The sequence below is a fragment of the Amycolatopsis sp. NPDC052450 genome, assembly GCF_044547565.1.
Lineage (GTDB): Bacteria > Actinomycetota > Actinomycetes > Mycobacteriales > Pseudonocardiaceae > Amycolatopsis.
The window spans coordinates 1-22668 of record NZ_JBIUAQ010000057.1 but is presented as its reverse complement, the minus strand read 5'-3'; the positions used below and the strand labels follow the sequence as shown (position 1 = coordinate 22668).

Genomic DNA, 22668 nt, shown 5'->3' with positions numbered 1-22668 from the left:
TTTTGTTGTCGCTTGAGGCCGTGAGATTACGGCTTATTCAAGGTGTCGGGTCGCGGGGATTCGCTCGCGGGCCGTGGGGCGACCGTGCCGCGAAAGCCACTTTCGCGACCCCAGGCGTCGCGAAAGTGGCTTTCGCGACACACCTCATGCCCCCCGGGCCAGGCGCGAAACAGCCGACTATCGATACGGAATAACGGCGCGAACTTCCGGTGCAAGACACTAGGCGCAAGCAAGGGGGCCTTCACGCGCTGTCGCAGTGCTGCTGGGGCTCAAGGTGGCGTTCAAATCCCCCGTGATCCGACGGACGACACGCGTGACCGAATGGACGACACGCGTGATCCGACGGACGACACTCGGGAGTCGTCCATCCGGACAGCTCACAGGCTTCAAGTCGCTCCAACGGGGTACTCGTGTTGTGCCACTCAGAACAGGAGGACGCCGTGAGCGAAGTCAGCCGAGTCGTCGACGTGCCGCCGGACGCCGTTTTCGCCGTGCTCGCCGACGGCTGGTCGTACGCGGGCTGGGTCGTCGGCAGCTCCCATATCCGTGATGTCGACGAGGACTGGCCGGCTGTCGGGTCGCGGATCCACCACAGCGTCGGACCGTGGCCCTTGCACATCCAGGACGTCACGGTCGTGAAGGCGGTCGAGCCCGGCGTTTCCCTGTCGCTGGAGGCGAGGGGCTGGCCGCTCGGCGCGGCGGCGGTCGAGCTCACGCTCCTCCCCCACGGCGAAGGCAAGACCGAGGTCCGGATGAAGGAAAGTATCGTGCGTGGCCCCGGCAAGGTGCTGCCCGAGCCGGTTCAGGCGCTCGTCGCCAAACCGCGCAACACCGAGGCCCTCGCCCGTTTGGCGGATCTGGCGACCGGGAAGTACGCCGTCCGCAAGGGCGCTCAGCGGTAGACCGCCCGGTTCGCCGCGGCGATCACCGCCGCATAGCCCTTGCCGAGCACTCCCGCCCTGGCCAGCGCGGCGCGGGCCGCGTTGGCGCCGGGGCCGCCATGGACCGCGCCTCCCGGATGCGCCGACGCGCCCGCGAGGAACAGCCGGTCGACCGGCGTGTCCGCGCGGCCGAGGCCGGGGACGGGGCGGAAGAACAGCTGCTGGTGGATGGCCGTGGTCCCGCCGCTGATCGCGCCCCCGACCAGGCCGGGGTCGTGGGCCGCCAGTTCGAGCGGACCCTGCACGTACCGGCCCTGGATCAGGTCGGTGAATCCCGGCGCGTTCGCCTCGACCGTCTTTTCGATCCGCGTGATCTGCCGGTCGAGCGCCTCCCGGTTCTCCATCAGCCCGCGGGGAACGTGGGTGTACGCCCACGCCGCCTCGGTACCGGGCGGCGATCGGTGCGGGTCACTCGTCGTCATCTGCCCGAACAGCAGGAACGGATTCCGCGGGCTGCGGCCGCGGACCAGGTCGCCGCCGAACGCCGACAGACCGTCCAAATCCGCTCCGAGGTGGATGGTGCCCGCCCCGCGAGCGCCTTCTGCCGTCCACGGGACGGGACCGGACAACGCCCAATCCACCTTCACCGTGGCACTGTCCCATTGGAATCGGCCGAGATCGGCGAGCAGCCGCGAGGGAAGCCAATCCGACGGGACCATCTCGCCGTACAACGTCGGCGCCGGGACGTCCGCGAGCACCGCCTTGCGGGCCCGGATCGGGGTGCCGTCGCCGTCTCGCACGCCCATCGCCCGTCCGCCCGCGACGAGCACTTCCGTTGCGGGACAACGGCATCGGACCTCGCCGCCGCGGGCGGCCAATCGTCGCACCAGTGCCGCGATCAGCTCACCGGCTCCGCCGGCCGGTACCGGAAAGCCGACGTCCTGCCCGATCATCGCGAGCAGCCAGCCGAAGACCGCGCTGCCCGCGTTGTCCACGGAAATATCGCTGTGCGCCGCGTTCCCGGCCAACAGCAATCGCGCGCCCTCGCCGTCGAAATGCTCTTCTCCCAACCGGCGGGCGGGCAACGTGAGCATCCTGGCCAGCCGCAGCGCTTCCGCGGTCCCCGTCCGCCGCAGCAGCCGCACGGCCGGGCGCACCGGCGGGAACGGCGTGAACAACGCGTTCAGCAGAGGCTCGCGAAGGTCCCGCCACTGCGCGAACAAGCTCCGCCACGCGGCGCCGTCGCCCGGCGCGAACTCGTCGGCCGACGCCGCCGTCCGCTCGATGTCCCGCGAGAGCACCGCGCACCGGTCGTCGGGCAGGACGTGCGCGAGCACTTCGGGAGCGTGCCGCCAGGTCAACCCGTGGTCCTCGAGTCGCAGTCCCCGCATCACCGGCGATACCGCGGTGAGCGGGAAGAACGCGCTGCAGAGGTCGTTCCGGAACCCGGGCGCGGTGACTTCGTCGGTCCGCACCGCGCCGCCCGGCTTCTCCGCCTGCTCCAGTACCAGGACCGACCAGCCTTCGTCGGCCAGGAGGTTCGCCGCGACCAGGCCGTTGTGGCCGGCGCCGATGACGACCGCGTCGAAGACTTCCGTGCTCATCCGAGCCTCCCGATCGTCAGGATTGCGATTGGTGACTGGGCCCGCCACGGGCGAGCGAGCGGAGCCGTCGCAGCAAGCCGTGCCCCCGCGGCGGGGCGAGCGGCGGACTCGCGGCGCCTTCACCCGATTGGAGTCCGGCGACCAGTTCCGCGACCACACCGGCGGCGTCGTATCGCGGTTTCCAGCCCAGCACGTGCTCGGCGAGCGTGGTGTCCACGAGCGGCGCGCGGTCGGCGAGATCCAGCCAACCTGGGTGCAGCGGGAAGGCGCCGGTCCGCCAGGCGGCGTGCGCGGCCAGCCGGACGAGTGATCGCGGCGCCGGGACCCGAATTCCTCCGAGCAGACCGGCCAGCGCGTCGGCGGCGAGCACCCCCGGGGCGGCGAGATTCACCGCTCCGGTGAAACGCCGCTCAAGCACCAGCCGGATCGCTTCGGCGACGTCGGCGCTGTGCACCGCCTGCGCCCGCAGATCAGCCCACAGCGGCACAGGCAGCCATCGGCGGCCCACGACACCGGCGGGTACGGCCGGGCCCAGCAGCCAGCGCTCGAACTCCCCCGCCGCTTGTCGCTGCAGGATCGCGCACGGCCGCAACCTCGCCACCCCGGTTCCAGGGTGGGTCTCCTCGAACCGGTCGAGCAAGGCCTCCAGCCCGGCTTTGCCCCGGCTGTAGGCACTGGTCGCGACGCCGTCGCACGGCCAATCCTCGGTGACCTTCTTCCACCGCGGCGCGGGCCCGTAGGCGGCGACGGACGACAAAACGACCAGATGCGGCACCCCGGCAGCCGCCACCGCGGCGAGCACGTTGCGGGTCCCGTGGTCGTTGGTCCGCCACATCGGCGGATCCGCGCGCTCCGGGGAGATCGCCCAAGCGAGATGGACGACCGCGTCCGCTCCCTCCACCAGCTCGGTCAGCTTCGCGCGGCCGACGTCGTCCCCGAGGTCCAGGGCCGACCAGCCCGCCGCGCGATACGGCTCGGCCGTGGTGTCGGGCATCCGCCTCGCCACGCCGATCAGATCGTCATCGCCGGATTCGAGGGCGTGGAGCAGCGCCGTCCCGACGTTTCCGGTCGCCCCGGTGATCACAATGCGCACAGCCTGCGCTTACCCGGCCCGGTGATCGCGGAAACCTGTCAGCCCGAGGCGAGGTCGCGCACCACGGCCCGGGCGGTCCGGCCGCCGGACGCCAGCGCGCCTTGCAGTGAGCTGGTGTCGCGGTGATCGCCGCAGACGTAAAGCCTTTCGCCGAAACGGACTTCGCGGCGAATGGGATGCGGCGCCGTCATGGCCGGGAGCGCGTGAGGGATCTCGTAGCGCCCGACCAGCGGCCATCGGGCCGCGTCCGCGCGATACATCCGGCTCAGCGCCCGCCGTACTTCCGCTTCGTCGAGCGGCGTGAGCGCCGAGGCGCTGACCAGCGCGGCGCCGTCCGGGGCGTAGGTGGGACACACCTCGCTGAGCACCGCGGTGTTGAGGATCGGCCCGCCGCGGGCGTCGATCATGATGACCGGCTCCCGCAACGGTGACCGAGGCGGCGTGAAGTACCACGTCGTGACGCTGTTCCAGCGTGGTTCCGGGACCTCGCCGACGAGCCGCGCGGCAGCGGTCCCGTCCGTGGCGACGACGACCGCTCGCGCGCTCCAGACGTCTCCGCCGGACGTACGGACCCGGCCGCCTTCGACCTTTTCGACCGGAACCCCGGTCCGTACCGCGGAAACGGGCAGCATTCGTGCGAGTTGTCCCGGGAGTTCTCCCATACCCAGTGCGGGCAACGAGGGCGCGAACCGGAGAAAGCTTCGCCACACCAGCCGGAAGAACCGCGAAGAGGTACTCAAGCCGGCTTCCAGGAACACTCCGGACAGGAACGGGCGGAGCACGGTGTCGACGGCCCGGTCCGACAGCCCGACCCGGCGCAGTTCGTCGGCGGTGGTGCCGTCGTCACCCTGGACGATCGACCGAGCCGGACCGGCGGCGACGCGGGCGGTCAGCGCACCGAGCGCGGCCAGATCCTTGCCCGACAGGTAGCGTCGTGCCGCGACGTCCCGCAGCGCCTTGGGCGTATCGAGGGGATTTCCGAGCAGGCTCGTGCGATCGTCGTCGGAAACCCGGACCGCCCGCCAGAACTTGCCCAGCCGCAGCGCGTCGACGTCGGCCAGGCGCTGAATGGCGGGATAAGCGGGATTGAGGATCTGGAAGCCGCGGTCCAGCCGGAACCCGTCGACGACGTCGGTGCGCACTCTGCCACCGACGTCGTCCCCGGCTTCCAGGACCACGCAGGCGATCCCGGCCCGGTGAAGGTGCAGCGCCGCGGCGAGACCGGCGAGGCCCGCCCCCACGATCACGACGCCGGTTTCATACCCGGCCATCGGCGACGTCTCCCGCTCGCAAGGCGTAGCGCCGCTCGGCGTAGGCGAGGTCGTCCCGCCAGAGACGCGCGGACGCACGGCGCATCAGGGGCCGCAAAACCGGTGCGATCCGGGCGGCCTTCGCGAAACCGGGCCGGTCGGACGCGGCTATCGTCGCCTCGATCACGGCGGTGCGCGGCCGTCCGTCGGGACCGTTCCCGAGCGGGGTGGCGTGGGTTTCGACCACGCTGCTTGCGCCTTCGCCGTCGACGATGGTCATCAGCACCGTGCGGGGTTCGGGGCAGGTGAACTCGGCGATCACCGGCACACCCAGTTTCCCGGCGAGCCGGAAGGTCACTTCGACGACGAACTTGTCCTCGGCGTCGGTGACGTCGTTCCCTTGTGGAGCCGACAGGACCTTCAGCCGGGTGAACGAGTACGGATGGAACCACGCGCCGTGCCAAGGATCGAGCCGGTTCGCGACGACGTCCACCGGTTCGCAGGTCCCGGTCAGCGTCGCGACCGCGTCGATGGTGACGTCGCCTCGCGGACGAACCGGCACGATCGGCCGTTCCGTGGGGCTTTCGCCCCCGAAGCGGTCGAGGCGAACCCAGGCGAGCACTCCGTCGTCATAGGACGGCAACCGCGACCAGCCCGGCCGCTCCGGCCCGATCCGCAATCCGTGCCACCGGCAGACCAACTCTCCACAATGGACACGAGCCTGATCGAGTGGAGCGCCGAGATGCGGGCAGGCACCGGGGCCGATGACCAGGTCACCCTCCGGACCACGCCAGGCCACCAGTTCCCGGCCGCCGGCGCGCAGGCCCAGCGGCTGGTCCGCGCCGATCTCACGGCTGGCCGCGACGACGAACCAGTTGCCTGCCGGACGCGCGTCGGCGCGTTTGACCGCGGCGTCGATCAGCGCGGGGCCGCATTCGCGGTAAGTCGGTTCCTGCCGGGCCCAAGCCGGTTCCCGGAAGGGCTGGACCGGCCATTTCGCCGGCCAGCGCTCGACCACCTGCCGCCTGAGATCCACCGGAAGCCCTTTCTGCCGCGCGTCGTCCCTCCAGCCATCCTCAGGCACTTGAAGCGATCCCGCAACGGTTCAGGCTTTGAAGTGAGCGGAGGCGGCATCCAGCGCGGTGGTCAGGTCGTTGACCCAGGGTGCGCCACGAACGTCGAGCCCTTCCCAGCCGGGACCGGCGACGACGACCTCGGTTCCCTGTCGCCGCAGCCGCTCGCACAGCAGGACGTCGACGGTGCCGGCGGACATCGACCACAGCACCACCAGCTCCGGATCCAGCTTGGACGCCAGGCCCGCCATGGTCTCCGCGGGCACCAGTTGACCGAGGTAAAGAGCGGGAATCCCGATCTCCAGCAGCGAGGCGCGGAGGACTTCGACCGGCAGGCTGTGCCGCTCGTCCGGGCAACAGGCGATGAGCACCCCCCGTTCGGTGGGCACGCTGGCGAACCGGGCGACATAGCGTTGCAGCGCCAGGGAAACCTCGGTGGTGAGCGCCCATTCCGACTCGAAGCACACGTCACCTCCGGCCCAGCGGCGCCCGAGGCGGCGCAGGATCGGCAGCAACACGTCGTCCCACGTCGCCGCCGCACCGACCGCGTCGAGGGTCTCGTCCAGCAGCGCGGCGATGGAAGTGAACTCGAGGTCTTCCGCGGCCTGCTCCAGTTCGCCGACCAGCCTGTCGACGGGTACGTCGGGGACCGTGACGTCGGCACCGGAGAAGGCCGCCGCGGCCGCCTCCCTGGCCGGAATTCCCCGGTCGATCAGCCGTTGCATATGTTGCAGCTTGCGAACGTCCGCGTCCGAGTAACGGCGGTGACGCCCGTCGGCCCGCAACGTGGGGCCGACACCGTAACGCGAGGCCCAGGTCCGGAGCGTGACCGGCGAGATGCCCAGCACCTCGGCGACCTTGCCGGGGGTCCACGAACCTCCGGCTTCGGGGCCGCCACGGCCGTTCATCTCGTCGACGCCCATCCATTCCACGTTTCCGGTGCGGTGCCCGCTCGCGCGGCGATCACTGCGGGCAGCTTACGAGGTAACCGGACGTGGGCGGGCGCATACCGTCTCCGGAACGAAGAACGCCCGGCGGCGCCACGGCGGGGGCCCGGGAAGGGACCGGTCCACACCAGGCGCCGCCGGGCGTCCGGAGCCGGGCACGAGGGGTGCCGGGCTCCCGAGGGTGGCGGGGTCCGGGCCACTCTCGTCCGCAAGACGGTCTTCTTCGATCCGCGAGCGATCCGGGGTTTGAGTGAGGAAATCCCCGGGAAGCCCTGGACTTCCTTGCTCTACAGGCGATACCGCTCGAGTTGCGGGCGCGCCGCCGGATCTAGTAGACAAGGTACACCAGGAGTGAAACGGTTATGAAACGAAATCACCGGATCGGCGGAGGGAAGGCGGATGGCGTCGACCATGGCGGCGGGAACGATGCCGTCCAAGGAGGCGCAGGCCGCGTGGCTGGACGCCTTGGGCGGGCGCTGCCTTGCCGAGGCCCACGGTTTCGTCGAAGCACGGGTCGCCGAGCATTTCTCCGGCCGTGGCGAGGGTGAACTCGCGGAAACCGTCCTCCCCGAGTTCCTCGCCGGAGGGAAGTTCCTCCGGCCGATGTTCGCCTATGTCGGCTGGCGATGCGGCGGCCCGGAATCGGAGGCCGCTCTGCGGGCCGCGTCGAGCTTGGAATTGCTCCATTGTTTCGCGCTGGCGCAGGACGACGTCATGGATGCCTCGGCACTGCGGCGGGGCCGTCCCGCGCTGCACGTGCGGTTCGCGCGGTGGCATGCCGAACAGGGGTGGAGTGGCTCCGCCGACCGGTTCGGCGAATCCGCGGCCACGCTCGCCGGCGATCTCTTCCTGGTCTGGTCGGAGCAGCTGCTCCGGGAGTCCGGTCTGGACACGGAAACGCTGTCGCGCGGCTGGCCGAGGTACGACGCGATGCGCGCGGAACTGGCGGTGGGGCAACTCGCCGATCTGGTGAACGACGCCCGGACGCTTCCCGGCTGGGACGCGCTGCTCGACGTGCTGCGCCGGAAGTCCGGCAACTACACCGTCCGCAGGCCGCTGGAGTTCGGCGCGGCGCTGGCGGGCTGCGGTCCGGACGTCATGGCCGCTCTCGCCGAGTACGGCGGCTTGGTCGGCGAGGCGTTCCAGTTCAAGGACGACCTGCTCGGTGTCTTCGGTGATCCCGCGGTCACCGGTAAACCCGCCGGCCAGGACCTCCGCGATCGCAAGGCGTCCAGTGTCGTGGTGCTCGCCGTGGAGATGGCCGACCGGCGGCAGCGCGACGAACTCGGCGAACTGCTGAACCTGCCCACGGTGGACGACGACGCCGTGGCCCGCTGGCGCGAGTTGATCACCACGACCGGGGCGCGCGAACGCCTCGGCGAACTCATCCGGGAACGCGCCGACAAGGCGCAAGCGGTGATCGACCCTGCCGTCGTCCCGCGACAGGCCGCGGCCGCGCTGGCCGTCCTCGCCACCCGGTGCACGGAGCGCGACCAGTGAAAACGGTGCCCGGCCGGACGGACCGGATCGTCGTGGTGGGAGCGGGGTTGTCGGGGCTGGCGGCGGCGCTGCACCTGGCGGGCCGCGGGCGCGAGGTCACCGTCCTCGAACGAGATCCCGGTCCTGGTGGCCGCGCGGGGCGCGTCGAACGCGAGGGCTATCTGCTCGACACCGGCCCGACTGTGCTCACCATGCCGTCGATCCTGCGGGACACCTTCGGCGCGGTGGGCGCCGAACTGGCCGAGGAACTCCCGCTCACCCGGCTCGACCCGGCCTACCTGGCACAGTTCGCCGACGGCAGCACCCTGCCCGTGCACACCGACGCCGCGGCGATGACGGACGCGGTACGCGCGTTCGCCGGGCCCGCCGAGGCCGCGGGGTACCTCCGGCTGCGCGACTGGCTGACCCGGCTCTACCGCACCGAGTTCGGCCGGTTCATCGACTCGAACATCGACTCACCGCTCGGCATGCTCAACCCGGATCTGGCCAGGCTGGTGGCACTGGGCGGATTCCGGCGGCTGGACCCGAAGATCGGCTCTTTCCTGTCCGACGAACGGCTGAAGCGGGTGTTCACCTTCCAGGCGCTCTACGCGGGCGAGTCGCCGATGCGGGCGCTGGCGCTGTACGCGGTCATCTCCTACATGGACACCGTCTGCGGCGTGTACTTCCCGCCAGGCGGTGTCGCGGCACTCCCCCAGGCGCTCGCCCGGGTCGCCGCCGAGAACGGCGTCACCTTCCACTACGGCGACCCCGCGCACACGCTCGAACGCGAAGGCAGCCGGATCCACGCGGTCCGCACGGCCGCCGGCGAACGCCATCCGTGCGACGCCGTCGTCCTGACGACCGAGTTACCCGAGAGCTACCGGTTGCTCGGCCGAAGCCCGAAGCGGCCCGTTCCGCTGCGACCGGCACCGTCGGCGCTGATCCTGCACGCCGGCGGCCCCGACACCCGGCACGACGTCGGGCACCACACCATTTCCTTCGGACACGGCTGGCGCTCGACCTTCGACGAACTCATCACCACCGGCCGCCGCATGAGCGACCCGTCCCTGCTGATCACCCGGCCGACCGCGACCGATCCGGGCCTCGCACCGCCGGGCCGTCAGCTCTACTCGATCCTCGCGCCGGTCCCGAATCTCGACCGCGGCCCGGCGGACTGGGCCGCCGACGCCGGACCGTACGCGGAGGAGATCCTCGCCGTCGCACGGCAGCGACTACTGCCGGGCTTCGAACCCGAGTTCACCGAGGTCATCAGCCCCGCGGACTGGGCAGGCCGCGGACACGTGGCCGGAACGCCCTTCAGCTACGCGCACTCCTTCGTCCAAACAGGACCGTTCCGGCCCCGGAACCGCCCACCTGGCACGGAAAACGTCGTCCTCGCCGGAGGCGCGACGGTGCCGGGAGTGGGCGTGCCGACCGTGCTGATCTCCGGCAGGCTGGCCGCCGACCGGATCACCGGCGTACCCGGACGCCGCTCGCGCGTCCTCGACCTGGCCACGGAGGCGAGCCGATGACCCGACGCGAACTCGACGCCGCCGAAATCCACGATCCGGGCCTGCGAGCCGCGTACAGCTGGTGCCGCGAAGTCAACGCCCGGCACGGCCGGACGTACTTCCTGGCGACCCGCATGCTGACGCCCGCGCAACGGCCCGCCGTCCACGCGCTCTACGGTTTCGCGCGGTGGCTGGACGACATCGTCGACGAACCCGATCCGCAAGCCACACCGGAGTCCCTGGCCGCGCGACTGTCCGAAGTGGAGGATCGGTTTCTCGCCGACCTGACCGCGGGTACGAGTGACGATCCCCTGCTGACGGCGGTGATCGACACGGCGGCCAGGTACGAGCTGGAGGAGCCGCTCTTCCGCGATTTCTTCACGTCGATGCGGATGGATCTGAGCGTCACCGACTACGCCACCCGGACCGACCTCGACGATTACGTGCGCGGTTCGGCGGAGGTGATCGGCCTGCAGGTGCTCCCGATCCTCGGCGCGGTCGCTCCCCGTGACGAGGCGGCGCCGCGAGCCGCCGCGCTCGGCAAGGCCTTCCAGTTGACCAACTTCCTCCGCGACGTCGCCGAGGACTTCGAGCGCGGACGGGTCTACCTGCCCGCCGACGAGCTCAAGGAACACGACGTCGACCGCGAACGGCTGTCCTGGTGCGCGGAACACGGCCGTTCCGACAACCGTGTACGGGCCGCGATCAAGGAACAGATCGCGGTGACCCGGCGCGTCTACACCGAAGCACGGCCGGGAATCGCGATGCTGCATCCGGTCTCACGTCCCTGCGTGGCCACCGCCGCGACCCTTTACGGGGAGATCCTGGACCGGATCGAGGACGCGGACCACGACGTCTTCGCCGGCCGGGCGAAGGTGTCCCGGCGCCGTCGGCTCGGGGTCGCCTGCGGCGCGCTCGCGCGGTCGCAGTGGGCTCGGACGCGGCATCGCGCCCCCGCTCCCCCGTCGGCGGTGGGCTGAGTGGGCAAGGTCGAATACCTGGTCGTACTGGCGGCCTGCGTCCTGGTGACGCTGCCGCTCGAGATCGCGGGCGCCCGCGTCTACCGGCAGCCGAAACGCCTCGCCCGCGCACTGCTCCCGGTGGCCTTCGTCTTCCTCGTCTGGGACGCGCTGGCGATCGCGGGCGAGGTCTGGAGTTACGCGCCCGAATTCGTCACCGGCATCCGCGCGCCGTTTTCCCTTCCGCTGGAAGAGATCCTGTTCTTCGTCGTGATCCCGATCTGCGGGGTGCTGACCTACGAAGCGGTCCAGCTCACCCTCAGCGCCGTCCGGCGGCGCGGGAAACAGGCGGTCCGGCGATGATCCCTTGGGGTTACACCGTTCCGGCCGTCGCGTCGGTGATCGTGGTCGTACTGTTCGAGCTCGCCGTGCTGAAGACCGGCCTGTTCCGCAAACCCGCCTACTGGCTCACGATGGCGATCGTCACCGGTTTCCAGATCCCCGTCGACGGGTGGCTGACCAAGTTGTCCGCACCGATCGTCCTCTACGCGCCCGAGCACATCACCGGTTGGCGGTTCCCCTGGGACATCCCGGTCGAAGACTTCCTCTTCGGCTTCGCCATGGTGACCGCCGTATTGCTGCTGTGGGAACGAGCCCGCTCACGAGAGGAAGCGCGATGAACGCCATGGCGCGAGACGGTTTGCCGCGCGAGACCGTGCCTTCGGCCTTCGACACCGAAGCCCGGTTCTACGACCGCCTCGTCGGTGCGAATCCCGGTTACCACGAGCATTTGCGCCTCTCCGCCCGGCGGCTCGCCGCTCCTGGACCGCGTGTGCTGGACGCCGGCTGCGGAACCGGCGCGTCCACGGCTGCCCTCCTGTCCGTGCTGCCGAACGCCAGGATCACCGCCTTCGACGCGTCCGGCGAGATGCTGGAGCGAGCCCGGAGCAAGACTTGGCCCGACAGCGTCGAATTCGTGCACACACCGGTCGAGGAACTGGCCGGGATCCACGGTCCGTTCGACGGGATCCTGGCGGCGTACCTGCTGCGCAACCTCACCGACCCGACCACGCAGCTGCGCCGGCTTCGCGAACTGCTCCGGCCGGGTGGCCGGATCGCCGTGCACGAGTACTCCGTCCGCGATTCCCGGCGCGCCCGCTGGGTCTGGAACGCCGTCTGCGCCGGCGTGATCATCCCGCTCGGGAAGCTCACCACCGGCGACGCCACGCTCTACCGCCATCTTCGCCGCAGTGTCCTCGAGTTCGACGGGATCACCTTGCTCGCCCGGCGTCTCACCGACGCCGGCTTCACCGACGTCCACACCGCGACCGTCGGCGGCTGGCAGCGGGACATTGTGCACACCGTCGTCGGCACCGCACCCTCGGAGACGGCGTGACCCGCCCCCGGGACCGCCGCCGCGTCACCCGGCATGCACCACCGGGCCTGGCCGACGCCGGCCTGCTCGGACGGCGTCCCACCGCCGCGATCGTGGGCGGCGGCATCGCCGGGCTCACCGCGGCGACCGGACTGGCCGAACGCGGTGTCGCCGTCACCGTCTTCGAACGCGAGGACCACCTCGGCGGCCGGGTCGGCGGCTGGCGGGAACGGCTTCCGGACGGCACCGCGGTGACCATGAGCCGGGGTTTCCACGCGTTCTTCCGCCAGTACTACAACCTGCGTGCCCTGCTCGCGCGCACCGATCCGCGGCTGGACCGGCTCACCCCGCTGACCGACTACCCGCTGCTGGACGCGCACGGCCGCATCGACACCTTCGCCGGGCTTCCGCGCACCCCGCCGTGGAACGCGGTGACGTTCGCCTGGCGCAGCCCGACCTTCACCCGCAAAGATCTGCTGCACCTCAGCAGCCGCGAGGCCCTGCCGCTGGCGACGGTCAGCGTGCCGGAGATCTATCACCGGCTCGACCGCACCGACGCCTCGACCTTCCTCGACGCGATCAACTTCCCGCCCGCCGCCAAGCACCTCGCGTTCGAGGTCTTCTCCCGCAGCTTCTTCGCCGACCCGCACGATCTGTCGGCCGCGGAGCTGGCGACCATGTTCCACCTGTATTTCCTGGGCTCCAGCGAAGGTCTGGTCTTCGACGTCCCGGCCGAGCCGTTCCCCCAAGCGCTCTGGGACCCGCTCGCGAGCTACCTCACCGGCCGCCGCGCCGCCATCCGCACCGGCACGACGGTGACCGGCCTCAGCCGGACCCAGGAAGGTTTCGCGATCGAAGCGGACGGCCGGACGGAGAACTTCGACGGCGTGGTCCTCGCCTGTGACGTCGCCGGGCTGCGCGAAATCGTCGCCGCTTCACCGGATATCGGCACCGAGGCCTGGCGAGCTGACGTCGGCGGTTTGCGCACCGCCCCGCCCTTCCTGGTCCGGCGGCTCTGGCTCGACCGCCCGGTCGAGCCACATCGTTCGCCGTTCCTCGGCACCGGCAGCATCCCGCCGCTGGACAACATCAGCCTGCTCGACCGATACGAGGGAGAAGCCCGGCGCTGGGCCGCCCGCACCGGCGGCTCGGTCGTCGAACTGCACGCCTACGCGGCCGCCACCGAGGATTCGAGCGGGTTGGAAAAGGCACTGGAGAACCGTCTCCACGAGATCTATCCGGAGACCCGGGACGCCCGCGTCGTCGGCGACATCACGTTGTGGCGCGAAGACTGCCCGCTGTTCGGAATCGGCGACTTCGCCCGGCGGCCCACGGTGGAAACCCCCGACCCCGCCCTCGCACTCGCGGGCGACGGCATCCGGATCGATCTCCCGGTCGCCCTCATGGAACGCGCGGCCGCCACCGGCTGGGCCGCGGCGAACACCCTTCTCGGACACTGGGGCCTCGCCGGGCACCCGATCCGCTCGGTCCCCAACCACGGCCGGATCCGCCTGCTGAACCGGCTGGCCGCCTCGAAATCCAGGCGTCTTCGCAATTAGTCGCCTACTTGCTTCTTTGTTCGCACCTCAGGATCTCGCCCCGCTCGAAGTACATGAAGGGGTCCTTCATGTACCTCGGAACGCGTGAAGGTCCGAGTTTTCTCACGTTCCGTGAAGGCCTCCTTGAGGGACTCTGGGTCCCTCAAGGAGTCCTTCACGGAACCGCGATCCAGCAAACGATCGGTCCAGCGGCCTCCGTCGGTGTCACGTTTCCGGCGGCTCTCCCGTCCGACCGGGGACACGTCCACCGAAGGAGAACCTCAATGCCGAAACCGTTGCGCGTCGCGATCGTCGTGCAGACCCTCGCCGTCTTCCTCACCCCGATCTCGGCGGGACTCCTGCTGACCGTGCCGTACGGCCACGCACTGCACAGCGCCACGTCCTACACGCTGTTCGTCGTGGCGGTGCTGCACGTGCTCACCGCGGTTCTCGTCTGGCGACCGGGCGGCGGCTCCCCCAAGCCGATCGCGCCCGCGGCCGTGTTCCTCGCGCTCACGCTGGCCCAGGTGTTCCTCGGGTTGGCGCAGGTGACGGCCGTCCACGTTCCGCTCGGCGTCGTGCTGTTCGGCTTCAGCCTCATCCAGCTCGACCGTATCCGGCCCGTTCGGGAAACCGCCTTGCGCTCCGCGTACTAGCGGCCTTCTTCCAGCAGGCCCGCCGCCTGGGCGGTCCGCTGGTACAACACGTAGCGCCCGTCTCGGGCCTTCGTGACGAGGCGGGCCCGGTGCAGTGCGGCGAGGTGGTAGGAGACGGTGCCGGGCGCGTATCCGAGCCGGGCCGCGAGTTCCGCGGTGGATCGGGCGGTTTCGAGGTCCGCCAGCAGGGCCGCTCGGGCGTTGCCGACCACTTGCGCGAGCGTTTCGGACCGGCGGTCCCGAACGGTGCCGATCCCCTGGGCCGGGTAGTAGAGGACGAACTGCCCGGGGGTGTCGACCTGGATGATGACGTCGGGCCAGTTGAGCACGCCGGGGGCGAAGACCAGATCCCGGCCGGTGACATCGACTTCGCCGTCCCACGATTTGGCGACGGTGACCGCGTCGCCCGCCCATGCGATGTCGGGGTGGAGTGCTCCGAGCGCCCGGCCGATGCCATGGGTGGCGATGGCCGTCGCGCGGTGGGCGATGTCCTGATCGATGATCGAGCGCAGTTCGGGCCAGCCCTCGGCGAGGGCGTCCCGCCAGAACCGGGCGAAGCCGTTGGCGAGACGTCGCTGCATCCGCCCCGATTCGGCGATACGGCGGGTCTTGGCGAGCAGCGGTCTGTTCCAGTGGGTGCGGGTGAAGGTGAAGACCTGGGTTTCGAGGTCTTCCTGCGGCACGGCTTCGATCCGCGCGATCTGCTCTTCGAGCACGTCACGATGCTGCGCGCCGGTCCCCGGCTGCGGGGTGAGCAGGTCGGGCGCGTAGGTGTCGCCGTCCTGCGGCAACAGATCCGCGAGCAGGGCGACGTCGGGATGGGCGAGTGCCGAGCGGGCGAGCGGCCCGGGATCCCCGAACACCGGATGCCGTCCCGACGCGGCGGTGAGTTTCAGCCACGCCATGGACTCCGCCGCGGGAGAAGGGGCCAACCGCGTTCTGGACACCGTGTCGGCGTCTACACGTAGCGTGAGCACCACCTCGACGGTAGCAGTCGCCGCGATGGATTTGAACCGGCTCGAATCCTTTCCGGCCCGAGGTCCGCGTGGGGTTGAGTGATGGTGCATCCGATACCCGAAGAACCTGGGAGTGGTTGTCATGTCGAGGCTCAAGCACAAGGCCGGCGCGGTCGTGGCCGCGGCGGCGTCGGTCGCCGGGATGGTGTTCGCGGCGGCGCCCGCCTCCGCCACCGTCACCGCGTACCCCACCAGCGACTTCTCGATCGAGGTCGGGGAGAGCTACTACAGAGGCACGGTCACCTGGTACAACCGCTCGGTCAGCGTCAACGGAGCGTTCAAGGCCTCCGGATGCCGCCGGGTGTACGCGGAGGCCATCGCGGGCACCAGATGGCTCGACTGGCAGAGTTCCAGCACCTGGTGCGGTGAATCCGGACCGGCGCCCCTTCTCCTCAACGCGGACGTCGACGGCGGGGCCACCAAGGTCAATGTCTGGATGACCACCGAAAACGCCTCCAAGGGCCTCGAATACTTCGTCTGCACGCGTGGCTACAGCTTGTGCGCCGGTCCTTATGTGGGAATGCCGTGACGAATCCAGAGCGGAAAGCACCGATGAGGAGGTTCCACTTGAACGTCCGCACCTTGGCCACGACGGCGGTGTTCGCACTGATCGCCTGCCTGCTGGCCGCCACACCTGCACAGGCGGCGACATCCGCCACCTTCACCCCGCAAACGATCCTGGCGCCCGGGCTCCCGGCGGGAGGCGGGGTCGACCAGAACGTCACCCCCGTGGGCACGATCTCGCTGAACATGACCGCGACGCAGACCGCGTACGTGGTCTCGAAAATGCGGGTCAACAACGCCACCATCCGCAGCCTTTTCGACAACGAGGTCGTCTGCCGGGGTCCGGGCGGCTGGAGCAAGAACATGGTGATCGGGCAGAACGTCTACGACGTGAACTCGGGCTCCCCGTTGCAGGACGCGACGCTCTACACCCGTTTCCTCGTCCACCCCGGCGTCGACGGCACGGTCACCTGCACCGCGAACGTACGGGGCAATTCGCTCAACGCCAACGACGCCACGTACCGCTTGGTCAGCGGGTACATCACGTTCGCCGACACTTCGGTCATCAACGCCACCGACGGGCGGCCGGTGCAGTCCAGCGTGAGCGCGGCGGGCGCGCCCCTCAACTCCGGTGCCCCGGTGGTGCGGCAGCCCGTGCTCGACTACTTCGACCTTCCCTCGACCGTGCAGGGCCTCAATGTGGTCGGCGATGTCGAACTGCAGGTCTGCGTGCCGAACACGCCGTGCGACAAGCAGAAGACTGCGCTGGTGAAGTTCACTCTCTTCATCAACCAGTGGAAGTCGGACGGCACACTCTGCAAGACCGACAGCAGTGTCGAGGTCACGCACGATGTGCCGTACTGGGTGCACCACAAGTACGTGCCACTCAACAAACCGGACTTCACGGTCAGCAAGGCGCCGGGCTGCGTCCCCCGGTTCAACGCCTACGTCAAGGCCGAGTGGCTCGGCGGTGAGACCGCCGGCATCCAGGGGACGGCACTCAGGCTCACCGACTCGCGCGGCTCGACGACCACGCATGCCTCCGACATGAGCCACGCGTACGTCCTGCCGTACTGATCACTTCCACTGAAATCTGGACAGTGCGGTGCACTCAGTGTGCCGCACTGTCCAGTGCCATCAAGGCAGGCTGAAGGAGTTCACCAAAGGCCGCCGATCTGGCCCGGCGGCTGCCGAACGCCCGGCTCCTCCGCTACCCCGATGCCGGGCACGGCGGCATGAGATTCCAGGACGCCTAGTTGACGGGGCCGCGTCGTTCGAGGAAGACGGTGTCGTGCCAGACGCCGTCACGCTGGGCGATGCGCTCACGGATGCCGACGGTGCGGTAACCGGCGCTGTGATGCAAGGCGATACCGGCGCGGTTGTCGGTGAAGATCGAGGTCTGCAAAGTCCAGAGCCCGGCAATGTCGGCTTCGGTGACCTGCTTGAAGAGCAGGGCCTTCCCGGCCCCGCGGCCGCGATGGCTTTCGCCGACGTGGACCGATGTCTCGGCGACCCCTTGGTAGCACTCGCGCGCCGAGACCGGGGTGGCCGCCGTCCAGCCGGCGACCTGCCCGTCGATCTCGGCGACCCACCGATGCCCGGGTAGCCATTTCGCGTCGAGCGCCCTGCGATCGGGAACCTCGGTTTCGAAGGTGGCGAGCCCGGTCGCGATACCTTCGCCGTAGATCCGGCGGACCGCGTCCCAGTCGTCGTCGCGAAGGGCGCGGATGGTGACGTCCTCAGGCACGTTGTCCGGGCAGCACGGACGCGGCGCGAGCAGGCCCATCACCGCGTCGGCCGCGTGCGGAAGGCCGCTGCAGCACGCCTGATTGATCGTCACGACCGTGGCCGTGCCCTCTTTCCGCAGGTGCAGGAAGCCGACTTCGGCCAGCTTCCGCACGTGGTGGGAGCAGGTGGACTGGCTGGTCCCGAGGATTTCGGTGAGCGCGCCGACGGTCAGGCCACGCGGCGAGGTCGCGACGGCGTGCAGGAGTTTGACCCGCGTCGGCTCGGCCAGACAGGCGAACCACCCGGCATAGGTCGCGGCTTCACGCTCGGGCAGAAGACCGGCAAGGGGAACGGGTACGACCGTCGTCATGCGATGAGTATCGACCAGAATCGATGGTTGCGTCAATCGACGCCAGTCGATACATTCCCCACCTCGATTTAATCGAGCCAGATCGATGAAAGGTGCATGGGGATGAACGAGCTGCCTGTCGTGGTGATCGGAGCGGGACCGGTGGGGCTGGCGGCCGCCGCCGAACTGGTGGAGCGGGGATTCGAGCCGCTGGTGCTGGAGCGCGGCGCGCAGGCCGGAGCGGATGTGGCGGAGTGGAACCACGTGCGGTTGTTCTCCCCGTGGTCCGAACTCGTCGCCCCCGCGGCCGGGCGGCTGCTGGAGCAGACCGGCTGGACCCGGTCCGACGGCGAGACGTATCCGACGGGTTCGGAGTGGGCCGGCTTGTACTTGCGCCCGCTCGCCGCGGCGCTCGGTGACCGGGTGCGCTTCGACGCCGAGGTGATCGGGGTGGCACGCCGGGGACGGGACCGGGTCGTGGACAGCGGCCGGGACGAAGAACCGTTCACGGTCCACGTTCGCGCCGCCGATGGCTCGGAAGAGCGCGTCACCGCCCGGGCGGTGATCGACGCCTCCGGAACCTGGTCGACGCCGAATCCTCTTGGCGGGGAAGGACTTCCCGCCGTCGGCGAACGGTCGGCGGCGGACCGGATCGGCTACCGGGTCCCGGACCTGAACGACGAGACCGTGCGGGCACGGTATGCGGGCAAGCATGTGGTGGTCGCGGGCAGCGGGCATTCGGCGTTGACGGCGTTGGTCGCGTTGTCCGGCCTGGCGGACGACCGCACGCGGATCAGCTGGGTACTGCGCCGCGGCGCGGTCGGTGACACTTTCGGCGGCGGCGACGCCGACCAGCTCCCGGCACGGGGCGCGCTCGGGCTGCGGGCGCGGGCGGCGGTCGAGTCCGGGCAGATCACGGTGGTGACCGGGTTCCGCACCGAGCTCGTCGAACGCGACACCGACGGGCGGCTGACCCTGATCTCCTCGGGCGGACAGCGGATCGAGCGGGTCGACGAGGTCGTGACCCTGTCCGGTTTCCGGCCCGAACTGACCTGGCTCTCGGAGATCCGGCTCGAGCTGGACCCGACGTTGCAGGCACCGGTCGCGCTCGCACCGCTGATCGACCCGAACGTCCACTCGTGCGGAACCGTGTATCCCCACGGCGCCAAGGAGCTCGCGCACCCGGAGAAGGATTTCTTCCTGGCCGGGATGAAGAGCTACGGCCGGGCGCCGACCTTCCTGGCGATGACCGGCTACGAACAGGTGCGTAGCATCGCCACCGAGCTCGCCGGGGACCACGAGGCGGCCGCACGGGTCGAACTGCGGATGGCCGAAACCGGCGTCTGCGGCGGCGCCGGTCTGTTCGACGAGCCGGGCGACGCACCGGCCGCCGGTGGCTGCTGCGCGACACCCGAGCCGGAAGTCCTCACGCTGTCCGCGCCGTCGGCCGCCGTGCGCTGACGGCTGCACCGGTCACCCGTCGTCGGCGTCCAGCGAGGTCTGGATGCCGGCGACCGCGGCCCGCGCGGTCATGCCGACGCCGATGATCGTGGCCGACGCCGGGCCGGTCCAGTCGCCGTACCCGAGCAGGTGCAGCCGGGGCTCTGCGATAGCGCGGGTGCCCTCGGCCGGAATGCGGCCGCGCGTGGTTCGCAGCCGCAGTGGGGCCAGGTGGCTCAGTGCCGGGCGGAACCCGGTGCACCAGATGACCGCGTCGGCGTGCTGACGGGTGTCGTCCGTCCACACAGGACCGTCAGCGTCGAGTCGCGCGAACATCTCACGCGGGCGCAGTAGCCCGGCGTCGCGCGCATCCCGGACCGGCGGGACGGCGACGATGTCGCCCAGCCCGGCGACTCCGGCGGTGTCCGGCTGCCCGGTCTCCAGCGCTTGACGGCGCCGCGTGGCGACGTCGAAGAGGGCCTTGCCGTCGATGTGGTCTGGCAGATAACGCGGCGGGCGGCGGGTGACCCAGGTCAGGTTCGCCGTGCCCGCGAGGTCGGCGGCGATCTGCGCGCCGGAGTTCCCGCCACCGACCACCACGACGTCCTGGCCCGCGAACTCGTCCGGACCGCGGTAGTCCACGGTGTGCAGCTGCCGACCGGCGAACCCGCCGGGCATGAGCGGCAGAAACGGGCGCCACCAGGTTCCGGTGGCACTGATGACAGCCTCGGCGCTCCAGTCCCCCACGTCGGTGCTCACCTGGAATCCGTTGCCGTCGCGGGAAACGGCGTTCACCGTCTCCCCTCGGCGGATCGGGAGTTCGTAGCGTTTCTCGTACGCGGCGAGGTACTCGACGACGTGCTCGGCGGTCGGATACCCGGGGCCTGGGTAAGGCGGCATCGGCCAACCCGGCAGGGAACTGTGCCGCGCCGGGGAGAACAGGCGCAGCGAGTTCCAGCCGTGGATCCAGGCGCCGCCCGGCTGGGCTTGGGCGTCGAGGATGACGAAGTCCAGGCCGGCGCGGCGCAGGTAGTAGCCGGCGGCGAGGCCGGCCTGGCCCCCGCCGATGACCACTACCCGCGCGGCTCCGGTCACTCCGCGGTCCAGCGTTTCCGCAGCCAGAGGCTGACGTAGACCAGCGCGACCAGCACCGGCACCTCGATCAGCGGGCCGACCACCCCGGCGAGCGCCTGCCCCGACGTCACGCCGAAGACGCCGATGGCGACGGCGATCGCGAGCTCGAAGTTGTTGCCCGCGGCCGTGAACGCCAGCGTCGTGGTGCGCTCGTACGACAGACCGGACGCCTTGCCCAGCAGATAACCGCCGATCCACATGATCGCGAAGTACACCAGCAGCGGCAGCGCGATCCGGGCGACGTCGAGCGGACGCGAGGTGATGTTGTCGCCTTGCAGGGCGAACAGGATCACGATGGTGAACAGCAGGCCGTAGAGCGCGATCGGGCCGATTTTGGGCAGGAACTTGCCCTCGTACCAGTCGCGGCCCTTGCTCCGCTCGCCGATGCGGCGCGAGAGGTATCCGGCGGCGAGCGGGATACCGAGGAAGATGACGACGCTGAGCGCGATCTCCCACGGCGAGAAGTCGATGCTGGTGGTGTCGAGACCGAGCCATCCCGGCAGCAGGTCGAGGTAGAACCAGCCGAGCACGCCGAACATGATCACCTGGAAGACCGAGTTCAGTGCGACCAGCACCGCGGCGGCCTCGCGGTCGCCGCAGGCGAGGTCGTTCCAGATGATCACCATCGCGATGCACCGGGCGAGACCGACGATGATCAGCCCGGTCCGGTACTCGGGCAGATCGGGCAGCATCAGCCAGGCGAGCGCGAACATCAGCGCCGGACCGAGAATCCAGTTCAGTACCAAGGAAAGCACCATCGTGCGCTTGTCCTTGGTCACGGTGTCGAGCTTGTCGTAGCGGACCTTCGCCAGCACCGGGTACATCATCAGCAACAGACCGAGCGCGATCGGCAACGAGACCTGGCCGATCTTCACCGCGTCCAGCACACCCTGCAGGCCGGGGATGACGCTGCCCAGCAGCAACCCGGCACCCATCGCGACAAGGATCCAGACCGGGAGGAACCGGTCCAGAAAGGACAGTTTGTGCAGGACGTCGGTGTCGGCCTTGTCTGCGGTTCGAGTCACGGGGCTGGTCTCCAGAAGTCGAAAGCGAGGATCAGGCGTCGAGGATTTCGGCGACCAGGCCGCGGATCCGCCGGTCGATCTCGTCGCGGATCGGGCGAACCGCGTCCACGCCTTGGCCCGCCGGATCCTCCAGCGGCCAGTCGAGGTAGCGCTTGCCGGGGAACACCGGGCAGGTGTCGCCGCACCCCATGGTGATCACCACATCGGAGGCTTCGACGTCCTCCGTGGACAGTTTGCTCGGCACCTCGGCGGTGATGTCCAGGCCCCATTCGGCCAGTGCCGCGGCGGCGGCCGGGTTCACCTTCTCCGCGGGCTCGGAACCCGCCGACCGGACGGCGATACGGCCGAGCGAATAGTGCCGCAACAAGGCTGCGGCCATCTGCGAGCGGCCGGCGTTGTGCACGCAGACGAACAACACCTCGGGCGCGCGGGTCATACCCGTTTCCTTTCGCCGGTCCCAGACTGAATCGAAGTATGCCGATGCAATTGAAGGGCTTGGATCGAGCTTTGTCAATTCAGCGGGTATGGTGGGCTTCGGCGGACGTCAGCAGCGAAGGAGGCCCCGTGGCGAGCGAGAACGGCCGTACCCGGAAACCGATCGCGGTGACCCTGCTGATGGCCGAACCCGCCGCGGTCGTCGACCCCGGCGACGCCGAGGCGGCGGCGAAGCTCTTCAAGGCGCTGTCGGACCCGGTGCGAATCCGTCTGCTGTCGCTGGTGCGCTACTCCCCCGGCGGCGAGGCGTGCTTCTGCGACCTGGCCGAAGAGTTCGACATGCCCCAGCCGTCGCTCAGCCATCACCTGCGCGTGCTGGTCTCCGCCGGCATCCTCGACCGGGAGCGGCGCGGCACCTGGAGCTGGTACACCGTCGTCCCCGAACCGCTCGAAACCCTCGAAAGCCTGCTCCGCTCAGGCGGTCCGCTCGCCGACCGGCCTGCCCGCCTCTCCGGGACGGCGCGTCAGTGACCGCCGGTGAGTTTCGCGTGCATTCGGGCGCTGTGCTTGTTCAGCCCGACGATCTCGACGGTCTTGCCCCGTGACGCGTATTTGGTGGTGATCGCGTCGAGCGCGGCGACGGTGGAGGCGTCCCAGATATGGGCGTC

The 22668-nt window shown here is 70.0% G+C and carries 23 protein-coding genes; 13 read left to right on the top strand and 10 right to left on the bottom strand.

Annotated features, from left to right (window positions below):
- The first annotated feature begins 440 nt into the window (after nucleotides 1-440).
- Nucleotides 441-902, top strand: a complete 462-nt coding sequence (locus ACIHAO_RS42620; protein ID WP_396568001.1) for an SRPBCC family protein — start codon at nucleotides 441-443, stop codon at nucleotides 900-902.
- Here ACIHAO_RS42620 and ACIHAO_RS42615 read toward each other — a convergent pair.
- The 5 genes from ACIHAO_RS42615 to ACIHAO_RS42595 all read right to left on the bottom strand — a co-directional run bounded on the left by ACIHAO_RS42615 (nucleotide 893) and on the right by ACIHAO_RS42595 (nucleotide 6824).
- On the bottom strand, nucleotides 893-2485 hold the full coding sequence (locus ACIHAO_RS42615) for a phytoene desaturase family protein (RefSeq protein ID WP_396567999.1): 1593 nt from the start codon (nucleotides 2483-2485) through the stop codon (nucleotides 893-895). The two genes, ACIHAO_RS42620 and ACIHAO_RS42615, sit on opposite strands and share 10 nt — an antisense overlap.
- Nucleotides 2486-2501: 16 nt before the next feature.
- Nucleotides 2502-3578 carry an NAD-dependent epimerase/dehydratase family protein gene (locus ACIHAO_RS42610; protein WP_396567997.1) on the bottom strand — a complete coding sequence of 359 codons (1077 nt, stop codon included), beginning with the start codon at nucleotides 3576-3578 and terminating at the stop codon, nucleotides 2502-2504.
- Between the two features lie 38 nt (nucleotides 3579-3616).
- On the bottom strand, nucleotides 3617-4849 hold the full coding sequence (locus ACIHAO_RS42605) for an NAD(P)/FAD-dependent oxidoreductase (RefSeq protein ID WP_396567995.1): 1233 nt from the start codon (nucleotides 4847-4849) through the stop codon (nucleotides 3617-3619).
- Entirely contained in the window at nucleotides 4836-5864 is a 1029-nt protein-coding gene (locus tag ACIHAO_RS42600) for a DUF5914 domain-containing protein (protein WP_396567993.1), read from the bottom strand. Before ACIHAO_RS42600 ends, ACIHAO_RS42605 begins: the two co-directional genes overlap by 14 nt.
- Before the next feature lie 69 nt (nucleotides 5865-5933).
- Complete coding sequence (locus ACIHAO_RS42595; protein ID WP_396567991.1) at nucleotides 5934-6824, bottom strand: MerR family transcriptional regulator; 891 nt, start codon at nucleotides 6822-6824, stop codon at nucleotides 5934-5936.
- 423 nt (nucleotides 6825-7247) lie between these two features.
- Between ACIHAO_RS42595 and ACIHAO_RS42590 the strand changes: the two genes are divergently transcribed.
- The 8 genes from ACIHAO_RS42590 to ACIHAO_RS42555 all read left to right on the top strand — a co-directional run bounded on the left by ACIHAO_RS42590 (nucleotide 7248) and on the right by ACIHAO_RS42555 (nucleotide 14369).
- Nucleotides 7248-8348 (top strand): polyprenyl synthetase family protein, encoded by a 1101-nt coding sequence (locus tag ACIHAO_RS42590; protein ID WP_396567989.1) that lies wholly within the window; start codon nucleotides 7248-7250, stop codon nucleotides 8346-8348.
- Nucleotides 8345-9862 (top strand): phytoene desaturase family protein, encoded by a 1518-nt coding sequence (crtI, locus tag ACIHAO_RS42585; protein ID WP_396567987.1) that lies wholly within the window; start codon nucleotides 8345-8347, stop codon nucleotides 9860-9862. Before ACIHAO_RS42590 ends, crtI begins: the two co-directional genes overlap by 4 nt.
- Nucleotides 9859-10821, top strand: a complete 963-nt coding sequence (locus tag ACIHAO_RS42580; protein WP_396567985.1) for a phytoene/squalene synthase family protein — start codon at nucleotides 9859-9861, stop codon at nucleotides 10819-10821. Before crtI ends, ACIHAO_RS42580 begins: the two co-directional genes overlap by 4 nt.
- Nucleotides 10822-11163 carry a lycopene cyclase domain-containing protein gene (locus tag ACIHAO_RS42575; RefSeq protein WP_396567983.1) on the top strand — a complete coding sequence of 114 codons (342 nt, stop codon included), beginning with the start codon at nucleotides 10822-10824 and terminating at the stop codon, nucleotides 11161-11163.
- Complete coding sequence (locus tag ACIHAO_RS42570) at nucleotides 11160-11480, top strand: lycopene cyclase domain-containing protein (RefSeq protein WP_396567981.1); 321 nt, start codon at nucleotides 11160-11162, stop codon at nucleotides 11478-11480. Before ACIHAO_RS42575 ends, ACIHAO_RS42570 begins: the two co-directional genes overlap by 4 nt.
- Nucleotides 11477-12196 carry a class I SAM-dependent methyltransferase gene (locus ACIHAO_RS42565; protein WP_396567979.1) on the top strand — a complete coding sequence of 240 codons (720 nt, stop codon included), beginning with the start codon at nucleotides 11477-11479 and terminating at the stop codon, nucleotides 12194-12196. Before ACIHAO_RS42570 ends, ACIHAO_RS42565 begins: the two co-directional genes overlap by 4 nt.
- Nucleotides 12193-13734, top strand: coding sequence for an FAD-dependent oxidoreductase (locus tag ACIHAO_RS42560; protein WP_396567977.1), 1542 nt, complete (start codon nucleotides 12193-12195; stop codon nucleotides 13732-13734). Before ACIHAO_RS42565 ends, ACIHAO_RS42560 begins: the two co-directional genes overlap by 4 nt.
- Before the next feature lie 263 nt (nucleotides 13735-13997).
- On the top strand, nucleotides 13998-14369 hold the full coding sequence (locus tag ACIHAO_RS42555) for a hypothetical protein (RefSeq protein ID WP_396567975.1): 372 nt from the start codon (nucleotides 13998-14000) through the stop codon (nucleotides 14367-14369).
- Here the strand turns inward: ACIHAO_RS42555 and ACIHAO_RS42550 are convergent.
- On the bottom strand, nucleotides 14366-15346 hold the full coding sequence (locus ACIHAO_RS42550; protein ID WP_396567973.1) for a DUF5937 family protein: 981 nt from the start codon (nucleotides 15344-15346) through the stop codon (nucleotides 14366-14368). The genes ACIHAO_RS42555 and ACIHAO_RS42550 overlap by 4 nt on opposite strands.
- Nucleotides 15347-15467: 121 nt before the next feature.
- Between ACIHAO_RS42550 and ACIHAO_RS42545 the strand changes: the two genes are divergently transcribed.
- On the top strand, nucleotides 15468-15914 hold the full coding sequence (locus ACIHAO_RS42545; protein ID WP_396567971.1) for a hypothetical protein: 447 nt from the start codon (nucleotides 15468-15470) through the stop codon (nucleotides 15912-15914).
- A 38-nt stretch (nucleotides 15915-15952) separates the two neighbouring features.
- Entirely contained in the window at nucleotides 15953-16966 is a 1014-nt protein-coding gene (locus ACIHAO_RS42540; RefSeq protein ID WP_396567969.1) for a hypothetical protein, read from the top strand.
- A gap of 175 nt (nucleotides 16967-17141) precedes the next feature.
- On the opposite strand, the gene ACIHAO_RS42535 is transcribed toward ACIHAO_RS42540, so the two are convergent.
- Complete coding sequence (locus ACIHAO_RS42535) at nucleotides 17142-17987, bottom strand: helix-turn-helix domain-containing GNAT family N-acetyltransferase (RefSeq protein ID WP_396567967.1); 846 nt, start codon at nucleotides 17985-17987, stop codon at nucleotides 17142-17144.
- 102 nt (nucleotides 17988-18089) lie between these two features.
- On the opposite strand from ACIHAO_RS42535, the gene ACIHAO_RS42530 reads away from it, so the two are divergent.
- The gene (locus ACIHAO_RS42530; protein WP_396567965.1) at nucleotides 18090-19427 is read left to right on the top strand and encodes an FAD-dependent oxidoreductase; all 1338 of its coding nucleotides are present in this window, start codon (nucleotides 18090-18092) and stop codon (nucleotides 19425-19427) included.
- A gap of 12 nt (nucleotides 19428-19439) precedes the next feature.
- On the opposite strand, the gene ACIHAO_RS42525 is transcribed toward ACIHAO_RS42530, so the two are convergent.
- The 3 genes from ACIHAO_RS42525 to ACIHAO_RS42515 are packed head-to-tail and all read right to left on the bottom strand — an operon-like array spanning nucleotide 19440 to nucleotide 22001.
- Nucleotides 19440-20501 (bottom strand): ArsO family NAD(P)H-dependent flavin-containing monooxygenase, encoded by a 1062-nt coding sequence (locus ACIHAO_RS42525; protein WP_396567963.1) that lies wholly within the window; start codon nucleotides 20499-20501, stop codon nucleotides 19440-19442.
- A complete protein-coding gene (arsB, locus tag ACIHAO_RS42520; protein WP_396567961.1) occupies nucleotides 20498-21565 on the bottom strand; it encodes an ACR3 family arsenite efflux transporter in 1068 nt (355 codons plus the stop codon). The genes ACIHAO_RS42525 and arsB overlap by 4 nt, the downstream gene beginning before the upstream one ends.
- A gap of 31 nt (nucleotides 21566-21596) precedes the next feature.
- Nucleotides 21597-22001: an arsenate reductase ArsC gene (locus ACIHAO_RS42515; RefSeq protein WP_396567960.1), complete on the bottom strand. Its 405-nt coding sequence runs from the start codon at nucleotides 21999-22001 to the stop codon at nucleotides 21597-21599.
- Nucleotides 22002-22129: 128 nt separating this feature from the next.
- On the opposite strand from ACIHAO_RS42515, the gene ACIHAO_RS42510 reads away from it, so the two are divergent.
- Nucleotides 22130-22531: an ArsR/SmtB family transcription factor gene (locus tag ACIHAO_RS42510; protein ID WP_396567958.1), complete on the top strand. Its 402-nt coding sequence runs from the start codon at nucleotides 22130-22132 to the stop codon at nucleotides 22529-22531.
- Nucleotides 22532-22668: the final 137 nt, after the last annotated feature.